We start from the raw sequence: 14509 nt of genomic DNA on the forward strand, positions 1-14509 counted from the left end.
CCTTCATTTATGCTGCTATGATCCATATAATGAGCAGAAGACTGGCTAATATAGTAACTTTACCCGAATGAAAAATGAATATTCAGACAGCCTCTTAGACATTTTCTCATCAGTAACTTTTCTCGTAAACTTCCAGTTGATCTTATTTTCATGTTCATTTCTTCTTTTTGTCCATGCACCCACTTCGTGAGTAAGTGTTTCCATATCTCCAATCCTTCTGTCTGTACATTCAATATCCATCACATTGATCTCTATTTCTGCGGCATTAAGCCAACTTGCATGTTTTGGCGTGTAATGGAATTCTATCTTGTCCAGAATCTTTTTTGCTTCCTCTTCGCTGAATGTTTCGTAGAATGACTTTTCTTTGTGAATATTGAGATTATCCGTAACCAGCCGGATGACTTCAGCTTCAGAATAGTTTTCGGTAACGAGAATTTTCACGAATTGTGCAAAATCCTTCATTGTTCTCCTTTTGGTTACCTGAGTCACCCTTTTTCCTGCTTTAAACTCTACTGCCACGAATACATTTGCTGTCCCATTCCTGACATATTCGTAATCATATTTTTCTGGACTTCCAGGTTTCATTGGAATGGCCTTCCTCTTATCTCCAAGAAGTTGTTTTGGTTTCTCGTCAAGGCATATGAGAGGTTTTTTCGGGTCATATTTTTCTTCATAGAGATTGAGAATGTTGTACATTCTTTCTCTATATTCAGCATTTATCGTTTGAATGCACCACATCCGTCTTAACCAAGGTTTAGTTTTGCTTTTTTTAGAATAAGCCGGATGCTCTCCTTATTTATTGTTTCAAACCCTTTTCTCATCTTCAGTTCTTCAGTAAGCAGTACAAGCGTCCACTTTTTTCTTCCATCAGGAGGTGTGGTACATGCTTGCGCTATGATTTCAGCAGCGTGTTTTTCGGTGTATTTTATAGGTTGACCGGTTCTTGTTTTATCCTCAAGAGCGCTTTGGAGACCTTCATCCAAGTACCTTTTCTTGATTCGCCCAACAGTATTCCTACCAACATTCAATACCTGACTTTTGAAGACTACGAATCCAATATTAACACGATCGAAACCAATGCAGGGCTCTTTGTTGGGGGAGAAACCGATTTTGATGTTTCCTTTTCGGAAAGCAACGCAGGGGAGATCTCCCTTTCCATTGCAAACATAGGTAATAACATCGCTTATTCCGTAAAAGTCTCGGTCCCGAAGCAGGCAGGGTACAGTACAACCGGAAGTTCGTCTACAATTGTGGGGAACCTGGAGAAAGGAGATTACACAATCACATCTTTCAATGTCATTAACACACAGGCTGCAGGAACAAACTCGGAAGACTCATCAAGTGCCGGAAAAGCCACTGCAGCACCCTCAGGAAACAAATCTGCGGTCACCAGATCTGCTGGTTCCGGAACCGACCCCACCATGAAAGTTCAAATCGAATATACGGATGCAAAGGGAGAACGAATCACGGTCCAGAAGGACGTCCCTGTCTAGATGACAGCCTCCGCCGGAGTTACAGGCACGGGCAGAGCCGGAAAAACCAACACAAGCAGCGGAACCAGTTCCTATTTGCTCTATCTCCTTATCGTTGTAGTTGCAGGGGCAGGAGTTTTCCTTTACCGCAGGAAAAAACAGGGAGTTAAAATGGGAACTCAAAAAGTTGAAGATAAAGCATCTGAAAACAACTCCGGCTCAGGAATGCTGAAGAACTGAAAAGATCAGTAAAAACTGGAGGATGTGCGATGAGAAACGCAACCTACGTGAAAATGGCCCTGAACATGCTCCTGCACAGCAAACTCCGGAGCTGGCTGACCATCATAGGGATTGTTATCGGGGTAGGGGCAGTGGTCGGGATAATCTCCCTCGGGGATGCCATGGAAGCAAGCGTGCAGAGCAGCCTTTCCGACATGGACCTGACAAGCATCACCATCACCCCGGGTTATTCAGGTGCCCAATCAAGAATGCCAGGACATGGAGGGGGCGGAGACAGAGGAGGTACGACCACGGATGTCGAACTGACAGATGATGATATAGACGCCCTCCAGGGTATAGACGGCATAATGTACGTTGCCGGCCAGATCTCCGGAAATGAAGAAGTAACTTATACCGGGGAAAGCTCAACCCTTTCCATTACAGGAGTTGACCCCCAGGTCTGGAAGTACATGAACTCTCTGGAAGTGGATTCTGGCAGGCTGCTCGAACCGGCTGATAAGTACGTGGCGGTCATAGGAAGCGGCATTGCCAGTGGAATTTTCGACCAGGACATAGGAATCAACCAGGTGATAACTATCAACGGCAAGTCCGTGCGCGTCGTCGGAATTCTGGCAGAGGAAGGCGGAAGTGAGGACAGGAAGATCTACATACCGATTGATTCGGCAGTGAACCTGCTTGAAGACGCGGAAAAAGATGTCTTTGATTCAATCCGGGTTAAAGCCGAAAGTGAAGATGTGGTGGACACCTTAGTAGAAGATATCGAAGAAAAACTCATGGTCTCCCGCCAGATCCATCAGGAAAAGGACAGGGATTTTTCAGTGTCAGCTTCAAAGTCTATGGCCGAATCCGTAACCGAGATGACCTCTTCAATAACCCTCTTCCTGGGAGCCATTGCTGCCGTGTCCCTGCTTGTCGGAGCCGTAGGGATTGCAAACACGATGTTTACCTCGGTCCTTGAAAAGACAAAGGAAATAGGCACGATGAAAGCCATCGGAGCGAAAAACCGGGACATCCTGATGATTTTCGTCTTCAACTCCGCAATGGTAGGCTTCGTGGGAGGTGTTTTTGGAGTGATGCTCGGAGGTTTTATTTCCACCCTCTTCCCCTACCTGGGCCTGACCCTGATGAGGGGAGCAGGGAGCTCGAGTTCCTCTCTCTCCTGGCCTGATGGCTTTTGGGCTTGGTCTCGCAATCCTTATCGGGGTGGTCTCTGGAGCTGTCCCAGCATACAGGGCTTCGAAACTGAAACCTGTGGATGCACTGAGGTACGAATGAACGGAAGGATACGAATAAATGAAAAAGAGAAGGGAGCAAACCCTTCTTAATTTTACATTCTTAATTTTACATTCTTTATTTTAGATTCTTTATTTTAGATTCTTTATTTTAGATTCTTTATTTTAGATTCTTTATTTTACATTCTTAATTTTATTAATTACCAGGGAGAATTAGAGAAGATAACAAGAAAAGGAGGCAGGCACAGCGTGAAAAGAATCACTATTTTTTTCTAGCTGCCCTGGTAACGTGACCCAGATGAGGGGAGCAGGAAGCTAGAGTTCCTCTTCCCCCTGACCTGATGGCTTTTGGCCCTGGTCTTGCAATCCTTATCAGGGTGGTCTCTGGAGCTGGCCCCACATACAGGATTTCTTCCTGCCTTTCAAATTATCCACCTTCCATTCACCCGGTTTCCAAAAAGACCTCTCCTACACCCCCTTCAACCTCAATATCCAGAGTAACATCCGAACTTCCATAAGCCTCATTTACGTAGGCATCTCCATCTTGTACCAGGTCACCTGCCTTGATTTCTCCAAGCCCTCCTTTAACTTTTATGCGCACTCCTGATGTTTCCGGAAGCCGCAGGGTGAGGGACCCGACCCCTCCTTCAATCCGGGCATCCAGGTCCTGTCCCCAATCTCCCCTGAGATCCACAACGGCATCTCCAACTCCCATTTCCAGGGATAACCTGGTAAGGGCCTGGCTGCCGGAAAGGTTCATCTGAACATCCCCTGCTCCCATTTGAAGGTCCACCTCGGTCAGGTTCAGGCTGCCAAGCTCAAGGTTTCCGTCACCAGCACCAAATTCGAGACTCAACAGAAGCGGCACATCATTATTGAAGCGGAGCTTCCATTCATTCCGGAACTCGCGACTGGTGATGCTTTCGGAGACGTCCCTCTGGCGGACAACAAGCCTGCCGCTCTCATCGGTAACTTCGTACTCGATCTCAGGTCTCAGGGCATCAGCATTATAAGTAAAAGTTGAGTTCAGAAGCTGTTCTGAGCCTCCGGAAAGCTCCAGGTTTCCTGCACCCATACGGACCAGGGCGTGGATCGATTTGGCATCTCCTAAATCTACAGAATGGGACTCAGTACGCAGTTCTCCGGGTTCGGTGCAGCCGGAAGTCAGGACCAGGACTGCTATAAGAGCAAATAAACATAAAAATTTGAAAATTCTCATAGATCTCGCCTATCCCTCTTTTAATTAATTACATAATCTGAAATAGCCGCAAACCTATAAGCAATAGCCGGAAAATAAGTCAAAACTATGAAATAATAAATATAAGTGTCAGAGGGATTTAGAGCTTACAAATCAGCTTTTCCCCTTTTTAGGGGGATCGAAAAACCGAAGGTACTCCCTTTTCCGACTTCACTTTCAAACCAGACACTGCCGCCGTGGAGCTGCACAATTTCTTTTATAAGGGCAAGACCAAGTCCGGTTCCCTGATATTTTTTAGATGAGGAAGAGTCTATCTGGCTGAAAGGCTTAAAGAGCTTGTCGTGGTCAGCTGCCGCAATACCTATTCCGTCATCAGCTACGGCTATCTGTATAAAGTCGTTGCTTTGTGTTGCTTTAACTCTTACACACCCGTTTTCATTTGAAAATTTGACTGCATTTGTCATCAGGTTGCTGAGAACCTGCATGATTCTCTCCTTGTCTGCAGAAATTCTGGGCAGGCTATTTTCAAGCTCAAATTCTATTTTTATTCCTTTGCTGGCGGCAAATGGAAATAGCATATCCCGAACTTCAGCAAGTGCTTCAGCCAGCCAGAAAGTGCTATAATGCAGTTCAAAGCTCCCGGCTTCTACTTTTGAAAGGTCAAGGATCTCATTAATCAGGTTTAGCAGGTTTTTTCCGCTACATGAGACATTTCCGACAGCCTTGAGCTGTCTTGCATTAAGGTTCCCGTAAACCTTTTCATATAAAAGGTCGGAGAAGCCTATTATTGAATTAAGCGGGGTCCTCAGTTCGTGGCTCATGTTTGCAAGGAACTCGCTCTTTGTATGGTTTGCGACTTCAGCATCCTGTTTTGCACGGAAGAGTTCAATTTCATATTTCTTCCGTTCCGTAATTTCCACCCCGGTTTCAAGAATTGCAATGGTATCTCCGGTTTCGTCACACACGAGTTTTGACCTGAGAAGCCAGGTCTTTCCCTCAGAAGAGGTAAACTCCTGATCCGTCCAGCCGGGATGGGGATATCGGGATTTCGGGATAATGTCCTTATCCGCAGCCTGAGGGCTATCAGAGGTCAATTCTTTAGCCTCAACCATTAGCAGATCCTTGTTTTTGAGAGCAGCCTGGTTTGCCCAGCGAATATTGAAGTTCGGATCCCTGAGCACCACTATTTCTTCAAGGGAATCGAGAATAAACTTTTTTTCATACTCCCTGGACTTAAGCTCCTGCTCAGCAAGTCTGATGCTGGAAAGCATTTCATTGATACCTTTTGAAAGCCTGTGGATCTCATCTTCACCTTCCATTTCCAGCCGCTTTGAGGTGTCTTTTTCTCTTTTTACTTTGTCAAGAAAACTGTCAATAGCAATTAGCCTTGATACAAGGAGACGATCCAGGCTGAACCTGGTCGCAGTTCCCATAAATATCCCGCTGAGCAGCAGGAAACCGTAAATATAATTCAGAGTCTTTTTACCCTGTGCATAGAGTTCACGGGGATAATCAGCTCTCATGATGGCTGCAGGCTCCCCGGTAGTATCTCTTAGTATGAAATACCCGGCTACCCTCTCATCTCCAAGAATATTAACAGCACTTCCCCCTCCACTGACAGCCTCATCAAATGCATCCTGAAAGTCCGGGGGCATTTCCTCATTTAAAGTATAGAGAGATAGGGAAGACTGGGTACGCTCTTCAAGAGAGGCAATGTAAGAGTTGTCAATATATTTTCCGAGAATTAGAGTTCCCGCAGAAGGACCTTCTTCGAAACCTGCCTGAATGGGGCGGCCAACGATAAGCATCGGTCCCTCTTCAAGAAGTATGACTCCCTGCATATAATCCCTATTTTCCCGAAGCATAAGGAGCCCACTGTCAATCCTCTCCAGAAGCCCTGTCGGAACCGGAACATTTGTCCCGTTTACCAGGTCTACAGACAGTGAATAGACCACGACCCCGGATTTATTTACAAAAAGCATAACATTGAGGTCCAGATCGTAAAGGGTATTTTCGTTCAGGTTCGACTCTATGTATTCAGGGCTTAAGGTATTTACGAATTTATATGTATCGTTCCAGTAAGCCCAATCCCTTGCGGTTCTGTCGATAGACAAAGCTTCCCAGGCAATTGCCTGTTCGATTTTATCCGTATTCTTGATAGTATCCCGGGCTTCAAGATTAGAGAAACTCGATAAAAGGATGGTATGAGATGCAGCTATTAAAAGTACAGTTAACAAAGCAAACATTGTGAATGTAACTATAAACAGTTTTTTACTGACATTCATACACATCACCAACAGCTGCAGGAAGCAAAATCACATACCTGCAACTGGGTAGCATAAAGCTTTGTCCATGACAAAAGTTAAAGTGCAGATATCTAAGATATATATCAGATAAAATTATATATAAATGTTGCGAAGTAAAACCGAAATTTCTGTATAATTCAGGTAGATACTCAATCCCATTACAGTTATTAGCATCATTTTTATATTACGAAGCGTAAAACCCCTGAGTCTTTAGCTCAGGGGATATAAGCGTCAACTTCAACCCTGATTCCGTATATAATATTCTGCTGCTTCTTTACTAACATTTCCGATGGTAGAAGCAAAATATCCATCACTCCATAACGTATTTTCACCCCAATAATACTTTTCCAAATACACCTTTTGACTTTTCCATAACCTGTTAGTAGCTTTTTGTTTCAATTTTCTGACAATTGACAAAACACTAACTTTCGGCTCACTCTTAATCAGGAAATGGATCTGATCTTTGTCTGTTTCCATTTCCATGATTTCAAAGTTTGACTATTTAGAAATGTCAATCATAATCTGTTTGAGATCTTCGCTAATCGGTTCAAGTATGGCTTTTCGGTATTTGCAAACAAAAATAACATGGTACATTAACAAAAATTTGCTATGATTCCGTGTTTCATATTTCATGTTTACCAAAAAATATATATGTTGTTAAACAATATACTGCCTTGTATGATGAAAGCGTTCAAGTTTAGACTCTATCCTACAACTACACAAGCTGTTCAATTGAATCAGCACATTGGTAGCTGTAGATTTGTCTACAATTGGGCGTTAGATCAAAAAATTAAAACATACGAACAAACAGGAAAATCAATTTCCAGATTCGACTTAAACAAATTAATTCCGGTTTTGAAAACTTCTAATGAATGGTTAGGCGAAGTAAACTCACAATCATTACAGGGAATGACTAAACAGGTTGAATCTGCATTCACTAGGTTTTTTAGAGAGAAGAACGGATTCCCTAAATTCAAGTCTAAGAAAAATCCTATACAATCTTTTCCTGTACCACAGCATTACACTGTAGACTTTGAAAAAAACACTATCAAGCTTCCTAAAATAGAACCAATTAAAGCAGTTTTTCACAGGAAATTTGAAGGTGAAATGAAAACAGCTACAGTTTCAAGGACATGTAAAGGGCATTACTATCTCAGTATCCTTGTTGAAGATGGGAAAGAACTTCCAGCAAAACAGGAATTCTCAGAATCAACCACTGTAGGAATAGATGTTGGTATCAAGGATTTTGCGGTTCTTTCTACAGGCGATAAAGTAGAGAACCCTAAGTACTTGAAAAACTCTCTTCAAAGACTCAAAGTACTTCAAAAAAGAGTATCAAGGAAACAAAAAGGCTCTAAGAACAGGGCAAAAGCTAAACACAGACTTGCTGTACTCCATGACAAAATAACAAATCAGAGAAACGATTTCCAGAACAAACTCTCTTTTAAACTGATATGCGAAAACCAAGCTGTAGCTCTGGAAACTCTGAATGTAAAAGGCATGATCAAGAATCATCATTTAGCACAGGCTATAAGTGATTCTGCATGGAGTAGCTTTGTAACAAAATTAGAGTATAAAGCAGAATGGTTGGGAAAAACCGTATTGAGGATAGGACAGTTTGAGCCTTCCTCTAAGCTCTGTAGCGTCTGTGGATTCCACAATAAAGAACTTCAGTTAAAAGATAGAGAATGGCAATGTCCTGATTGTGGAACTCAGCATGATAGAGACATCAATGCTGCAATCAATATCAAAAAATTTGCTCTCATAGATCAAAATCTAATTGGATCATAACACCTGCGGAACGCGGGGAAGAGCCTGTTGACTTGCCCTCGATAGAGGGAGGAATGACACAGGAAGCCACTCAGTCTTTAGCTGAGTGGTAGTTCACGTTTCAAGAAGAAGAAAAAGAAGTGTGTTTAGACCTAGATCTTATGGATAAATATCCATACATTTAAACTAAATTATGAATTAAGTAAAACTCTCCGCCCTGACTGCATGATTTCCTGATAATAGATAAAGGTCAATATTAAGCCATTATATTTTGAGATAAAATTAGGATGCAGGGCAGGGTCCTTAAAATCAGATTTTTTCCGAGCATTTGCCGAAGCTGTAAACTGTATACCTATACGTGTAAAGTAAGATAAAACAAAAGTAATAAACTGCTTTGAAACTATCCACAATAATTTATTGAGTACCCTCCTGCCCACAGCCACAGGTATCCTGTATATACCATTTTTGCGACTTGCAGCTTAAACCATAAAAAATTTAGGTTAGCCGGGTAAATTTTTTATACCCACTTTAGCTTTCAGAAATTATAAATCTGTTAATATTTTTATTTACAAGTTAAACTCGTTATTTCGTTTTTTTAAGCCTGATAAAAAAGCTTCCTGAAGCATAGGTGTAAATATGACTTAATAAAAATATAATCAATATACTCAGTTTTACATGGTCGAGGTTTTTAGATTGAGATTTAAAAAGATACCCATGCATATGTATGAGAACTTTCATAAGATATTTAGTGGAAGTAACCAGAATACTTTTAATATCTGCAGGGAATGTGGAGGAGCTTGCGAGCATAACAAAATAGGAACTCTGCTGCCCGGAGAAAAAGAATATATGGCAAAAAAAATGGGTATCAGTGTTTCCGAATTCAAACTCAGGTATCTGGATATTTTGAAAATGAATGATGGGGCTCTTGTTCATGTATTAAAGCTTGGGGAACTATGTCCTTTTTTGAACAAAGAAACAGAAGCATGCGAATGTCGTGATTTCAAACCTATAATCTGTAAAATATATCCTGTTGTTTTTACGGTTGAAGATGGAAAGGTAAATTTCACAATAGATAACTGGTGCCAGTTATCAAGAAAAAAAGTTTGCAGGAACTATTTCAAATCTGCAATCCCCCTTTTGTCCCGTCTTCCTATCCCGGTTGAATGGTTCAACCATGTGGTAAGCTACGATGACCTTTATTTTGATTATGACCAGTTAAGAAAATGCAGAAATGGAAAAAATCAGTACGCAGTTTTTACTCTGGAAGAACTTTTAAGCCTTCAGAGAGATAGTGTAGAAGCGTATAAGGTCGAAGCAAGTAAGGTAGAAACGTATAAGGTAGAAACGTATAAGATAAAAACAGCAGTTTCAGGTATTGATTTCGGTCAGGAAATTGATGAGCCTACCTTTTAAATAAGAAACGAAAAATTTATGGTTAAGGGCAAAATGGTCTATTGAAACGATTTTTCAGTCAATTTGGCTTCTATTCTATTTTTTAATTCTATTTTTTAATTCTATTTTTTAATTCTATTTTATTCTATATTCTATTCTATTTTTTTCTGACTCCTCTTAAAAGTCCCCGAGTTTTCAGCCGTTTCTGCGCGGTTAAGGGATTTTATTTCGCCGTTGTTCCCATTTCTTTCATCTCTGTTTATCGGAAGTGTGAAGGCAAAGGTACTTCCTTCCTCGATCTTGCTGCTGAACCAGACATATCCCCCATGCAGGTTAACAAGCTGTTTAACCAGTGCAAGTCCGAGCCCTGTTCCCTGGAACTTTTTTGAGGAAAAGGTATCTACCTGACTGAAAGGTTTGAAAAGCTTGTTCTGATCCTCAACTTTGATCCCTATTCCATTGTCCTTAACCGTTACTTCTACCAGGTCCCCTTTCTTTTTTGCCTCTATCTTCACAAGTCCATTTTCGTGCGAGAACTTTATGGCATTATCCAGCAGGTTGTACAGGATCTGAACAAAGCGAGCTTCGTCAGCACGGATTGTGGCAAGGTTTTCATCCACCTGGATTTCAACCTCAATCATTTTTTTGTCTGCAATAGGAGATAGCAGATTTTTTATTGAATTAAGTTTACTGGCAAGCTCAAACTCTTTATAATCGAGTTCAAGCTTTCCGGCTTCCACTTTAGAAAGATCAAGGATATCGTTAATAAGATTCAGAAGGTGTTTTCCGCTCCTAGAAATGTTCCCAACGGCCTTGATCTGTTTTACATTAAGTTCCCCGTAAACCTTTTCGTACAGAAGGTCGGAGAATCCTATGATTGAGTTAAGCGGGGTCCTCAGTTCATGACTCATGTTTGCCAGAAATTCGCTCTTCGTACGGTTTGCGACCTCTGCGATCTGTTTTTCCTGGAGAAACTGCTCGGCTTTCTTGCTTTCTGTAATGTCTCTGCAGGTTTCCAAAACCCCTATAATCTTTCCATTTTCATTTGCCACAGGAATTGCCTGGAAAAACCAGACCCTACCGTCCCCTGAAGTAAATTCCCCGGACATTTTATCGCCTGTCACAAAAATCTGTTCAAGTTGCAGGCACTCAAATAAGGGGCTGCTTATGCCGAGAGTGTCTTTAAGGCAGACCATCTTTGCCCCTTCAAGATCCATTTGCATATATTCGAGGGCAGCCTTGTTTGCCCATATTATTCTCATTTCAGGGTTCACAAAAACGGCGAGTTCGTTGAGTGAATCAAGCAGAACCTTCTTTTCGCGTTCCTGGGCCTTTAACCCCTGCTCTGCCATTTCGATTTCATTTAACATCCCGTTTATTTCCCTTGACAGACGGTAGAGCTCGTCACTGTCTTTCAGGGACAAACGTTTGGAGAGGTCTTTTTCCGACCGGACTTTTGTAACGAAATCATCGATTTCTACCAACCTTGAGATAAACAGCCTGTCAAGAGCAAACTTGACCCCGATACCGGTCAAGAGCCCGGTGAACAGCAAGAAAAAATACATGTAGTTGAGAGTTCTCTCACCATGCAAATAGAGTTCTCTTGGGAAATCGGCTCTGATAATGAGGGCAGGCTCACCTGAGATGTCCTTTAACTCCAAATAACCTGCTACCTTCTCTTCACTGAGAGGTTCCACAAGAATATTGTCCGATGTTTTCGAAAATTTTGTAAGTTCTGCCTGAAAATCGGGTGGCATCTCTTCATCGACCCTGTACATCAACAGAGAAGAGCAGGTAACATCTTTGAAGGTATCGAGAACAAAGGGATCAAAATACCTCCCAAAAATGAGAGTGCCCCTTGAAGGCCCTTTTTGTTTTGTCGTAAGGATCGGGTGACTTGAAATAAACATCAGGCCTTCGTCGAGCAAGACAAAACCTCTTATCCTGTCGTTGTCCCCTTTTGTAAGGAGAGTCCCATCTTCGATCATTTTCAGAAGGTCCTCAGACACCGGTTCTTCTTCCATGGTCTCAACATCCACCGATTTTGCATAGACCATGTCCCCTGATTCATTAACAAAAAGCATGACATTAACTCTAATTACCGAAAGGGTCTCATTCTGGATGTTCACATCGATATAATCCTGGTTCCCGTCTTCTATAAACTGGTAGGTATCATCCCAGCAAGCCCAGTCCCGGACGATGTAATCAATATACCCCTGCCGGGTGGAGACTGCATTTTGCACACGCTCTACATTCTCCAATGTATCAGCCTGCTCAAGCTCTAAAAAGTTTGACAGCTGCATATTATGGGTGAACGTAAACGCAGCCGTAAGGACAGCAAAAATCAAGAGGGTTATTATGAGAACCTTTTTACTGATATCTATTGTGGACACCTCTAGAGACTTGAGATTAAAAAGGAGCTTAAAATTAAAGATATTATAAATATTAAAAAGAGAAGAAAGTATATAAAATTTAGCAAAGTTCCTAAATAATTTTAATAAGAAATATATTACAGATATTTATATTTAGAATTATAGTGCCACGGAAAAATTAGAAAGAACTTCATTGGTCATCGGTTAAGACACAAAATGCCAGGAATGTGTTATATTCATGGAATTTATGAAAGCCTAAATATGGAAAATCGATCTGCATTATTGTTTTGAGTATCCATTTAGGGCAACCAAACTCCTTAATCGAATACAAATGGAATTTTAGATTTGCCTGTAATTTATCCCGGAACATTGGTCCTTAGTTATAATTAAACAAATATAAATATAAAATTCGATGATATATTAACAGATCCTGCATTTGGCAGAAACTTAAATAAAAAGTATTATTTTTTCAACTGTACCTCAGTACCAGCGCGGGATTCAAGGCGAAAATGACATGGATTATAAGATTTTTTGCAAACCATTGGCCGAAGGGGAAATTGATTCATAAGGAAAAAATACACTAGTGTTGCGTCAGCAGTAAAATGTCGCATATAGTCGATTACAGCTATTCAGAATCCTTTAATCCTTGAGGATTGACACGACACTAGCATCAATCAGTAAAGGGAGTGGAAATATGGATTTATTCAGAAAAAAACACCTTGTGATGGCAGTTATAATGCTAGTTGCCACGATCGGAATCGTCTATGCACCCGGATCTCAACCTGACTGGGCACCTGGAGGTCCACCGGATTCGACACCCAGGGGTCCACCGGATTCGGCACCCGGAGGTCCACCGGATTCGGCACCCGGAGGTCCACCGGATTCGGCGCCTGCATGTGCATATTCATCCTTCTGCACGCTAGATGGATTTGATCAGGTGGTTGTATTCATGGCTGCAGGCCAGTACAATGCAAGTTTGCCACCTGCCGAAGGAGACCTGGCAGTTTGGTATCACAAGGCAATAATGGGACGTAATGATACGGAAATACAGGCCGAGAAAGAAGCCGCAATGAAATATTTTGAAGATGAGTTCGGACCGGGCCTGCCAGAACCGGTTGCTTTTGGAGTAGACCCTCGAAATGAGTACAGGGCATACATAATTTCTTGCGAGAATATCCCTCCGGAAGGCTGGGTCGTACGAGATGGGGGATTTATAGTCAATTTCCCGAAAAAGACAAAACTGTACGGGAACTGGGGAGGAAGTGGAGGGAAAAATGTGCCCGCCGGTTCTTTCATAGTCTACGGGGACTACAATCTAGAAACAACATTATCTGATGAATGCAAAAATTACTGCGATGAATACAAAAATTACTGCGACGAATGCAAAAATTACTGCGACAAAAAGACAAGCCCATTAATAATACACTACCAGTCCGCTGAGCCCATAATCCCGGACACGATAAATAACGGAATAACCTTCCGCTGCACGACGATAGCTCCATGGGGTGAAGGGATAGCACAGGGAATATCTTACACCCAGACGCTTGAAAACGGAAATGTCCAGGCAAATATCCGAAATGTGCACACTTACCCCGCTTTCGGGCCATCTGTCGTGCATGATATGTAACAACAGTTTCCAGAAGGCCGTGGTTTTCGAAAAGAAAGTGAAGTAAAAAGGAAAAGTGAAGTAAAAAGGAAAAGTGAAGTAGGATAAGATTCCAGGAAATTATGTTGTGGACCCTGGAATCTTTTCTTTGATTTCCAACCTTTGTTCGTTTCTACTTTTGCAAAACCCATTCAGGTTTTACCCCAATTTCTTAATGTATATGCCCGCTAATTCTGGGCATCTCACTTTTATTGGTATCAGGCACACTGGTTTTTGACCAGTGTCCTGCAAGGAAAGCTCCGGACAGGTTGTGCCAGATGCTAAATATTGCACCCGGAAGCGCTGCCGCAGCAGTGAAATGTTTTATCGCAAGAGCAACACTGAGGCCCGAGTTCTGCATTCCGACCTCAATTGCCAGGGTCCTTGCTTCTTTTTCGCTGAGCTTGAAAGCTTTTGCGACCCCGTAGCCGCCTGCAAGGCCCAGCCCATTATGCAGAACCACTGCAACAAGGACCAGAAGGCCGCTTTGTTCAAGGTTTTCGCTGTTTGTCCCTATGATTATGGCAATGATGACAACGATTGCGAGAGCTGAAACTGCCGGAAAGACATCCCTGACCGCTGTTATCCGTTTTTCAAAGAAATAATTGATTGAAAGTCCGAGCACTACAGGCACAATAACAATATTTACAACGCTTACAAGCATGCCCATGACATCCACATCCACAGACTGCCCGATAAAGAGCCAGGTAAGGAAGGGAGTTGCGAGAAAGGCAACCATGGTGGAGACAGATGTGAGCACTATAGAGAGTGCAACATCCCCTTTTGCAAGGTAGCAGATCACATTTGAAGCCGTACCGCCGGGACAGCATCCAAGCAGGATTACACCTGTCTCTTATACACATCTGACGCTGCCGACGAATA

Annotated in this window: 9 protein-coding genes and 3 pseudogenes; 6 read left to right on the top strand and 6 right to left on the bottom strand. The window is 42.2% G+C overall.

What is annotated here, in order from left to right; all coding sequences use genetic code 11:
- Positions 1-45: 45 nt before the first annotated feature.
- Positions 46-1034, bottom strand: a pseudogene (locus tag EO92_RS03990) (IS630 family transposase); the annotation flags it as partial.
- On the opposite strand from EO92_RS03990, the gene EO92_RS17505 reads away from it, so the two are divergent.
- The 3 genes and pseudogenes from EO92_RS17505 to EO92_RS04005 all read left to right on the top strand — a co-directional run bounded on the left by EO92_RS17505 (position 966) and on the right by EO92_RS04005 (position 2987).
- Positions 966-1493, top strand: coding sequence for a hypothetical protein (locus EO92_RS17505; protein WP_235283172.1), 528 nt, complete (start codon positions 966-968; stop codon positions 1491-1493). The pseudogene EO92_RS03990 and the gene EO92_RS17505 sit on opposite strands and share 69 nt — an antisense overlap.
- Entirely contained in the window at positions 1494-1712 is a 219-nt protein-coding gene (locus tag EO92_RS18435) for an LPXTG cell wall anchor domain-containing protein (RefSeq protein WP_052734264.1), read from the top strand.
- A 29-nt stretch (positions 1713-1741) separates the two neighbouring features.
- A pseudogene (locus tag EO92_RS04005) lies at positions 1742-2987 on the top strand (ABC transporter permease).
- A 399-nt stretch (positions 2988-3386) separates the two neighbouring features.
- On the opposite strand, the gene EO92_RS16640 reads toward EO92_RS04005, so the two are convergent.
- From EO92_RS16640 to tnpA, 3 genes and pseudogenes are all read right to left on the bottom strand, one after another.
- Positions 3387-4163 carry a toast rack family protein gene (locus EO92_RS16640; RefSeq protein WP_052734265.1) on the bottom strand — a complete coding sequence of 259 codons (777 nt, stop codon included), beginning with the start codon at positions 4161-4163 and terminating at the stop codon, positions 3387-3389.
- Positions 4164-4288: 125 nt separating this feature from the next.
- Positions 4289-6427: a CHASE4 domain-containing protein gene (locus EO92_RS04015; protein ID WP_048169493.1), complete on the bottom strand. Its 2139-nt coding sequence runs from the start codon at positions 6425-6427 to the stop codon at positions 4289-4291.
- A 258-nt stretch (positions 6428-6685) separates the two neighbouring features.
- Positions 6686-7081, bottom strand: a pseudogene (gene tnpA, locus EO92_RS04020) (IS200/IS605 family transposase).
- 45 nt (positions 7082-7126) lie between these two features.
- Between tnpA and tnpB the strand changes: the two are divergent.
- Together tnpB and EO92_RS04030 are read left to right on the top strand one after the other, a co-directional pair.
- The gene (tnpB, locus tag EO92_RS04025) at positions 7127-8239 is read left to right on the top strand and encodes an IS200/IS605 family element RNA-guided endonuclease TnpB (RefSeq protein ID WP_048169505.1); all 1113 of its coding nucleotides are present in this window, start codon (positions 7127-7129) and stop codon (positions 8237-8239) included.
- Positions 8240-8938: 699 nt separating this feature from the next.
- Positions 8939-9631, top strand: coding sequence for a YkgJ family cysteine cluster protein (locus EO92_RS04030; RefSeq protein WP_235283174.1), 693 nt, complete (start codon positions 8939-8941; stop codon positions 9629-9631).
- A 131-nt stretch (positions 9632-9762) separates the two neighbouring features.
- Here EO92_RS04030 and EO92_RS04035 read toward each other — a convergent pair whose 3' ends face one another.
- Positions 9763-12003 carry a CHASE4 domain-containing protein gene (locus EO92_RS04035; RefSeq protein ID WP_048169497.1) on the bottom strand — a complete coding sequence of 747 codons (2241 nt, stop codon included), beginning with the start codon at positions 12001-12003 and terminating at the stop codon, positions 9763-9765.
- 673 nt (positions 12004-12676) lie between these two features.
- Here EO92_RS04035 and EO92_RS04040 point away from each other — a divergent pair.
- On the top strand, positions 12677-13609 hold the full coding sequence (locus EO92_RS04040) for a hypothetical protein (protein WP_048169499.1): 933 nt from the start codon (positions 12677-12679) through the stop codon (positions 13607-13609).
- 190 nt (positions 13610-13799) lie between these two features.
- Here the strand turns inward: EO92_RS04040 and EO92_RS04045 are convergent, their stop codons facing one another.
- Positions 13800-14429, bottom strand: coding sequence for a bile acid:sodium symporter family protein (locus tag EO92_RS04045; protein WP_235283175.1), 630 nt, complete (start codon positions 14427-14429; stop codon positions 13800-13802).
- Between the last annotated feature and the right edge of the window lie 80 nt (positions 14430-14509).

Source organism: Methanosarcina sp. 2.H.A.1B.4 (genome assembly GCF_000979385.1).
In the GTDB taxonomy this organism is placed as follows: domain Archaea; phylum Halobacteriota; class Methanosarcinia; order Methanosarcinales; family Methanosarcinaceae; genus Methanosarcina.

What these genes read in the sequence shown, in the direction of transcription:
- tnpB (WP_048169505.1), top strand. Translation starts at nt 7,127, where the DNA reads ATGATGAAAGCGTTCAAGTTTAGACTCTATCCTACAACTACACAAGCT.
- EO92_RS04040 (WP_048169499.1), top strand. Translation starts at nt 12,677, where the DNA reads ATGGATTTATTCAGAAAAAAACACCTTGTGATGGCAGTTATAATGCTA.
- EO92_RS04030 (WP_235283174.1), top strand. Translation starts at nt 8,939, where the DNA reads ATGTATGAGAACTTTCATAAGATATTTAGTGGAAGTAACCAGAATACT.
- EO92_RS18435 (WP_052734264.1), top strand. Translation starts at nt 1,494, where the DNA reads ATGACAGCCTCCGCCGGAGTTACAGGCACGGGCAGAGCCGGAAAAACC.
- EO92_RS04015 (WP_048169493.1), bottom strand. Translation starts at nt 6,427, where the DNA reads ATGAATGTCAGTAAAAAACTGTTTATAGTTACATTCACAATGTTTGCT.
- EO92_RS16640 (WP_052734265.1), bottom strand. Translation starts at nt 4,163, where the DNA reads ATGAGAATTTTCAAATTTTTATGTTTATTTGCTCTTATAGCAGTCCTG.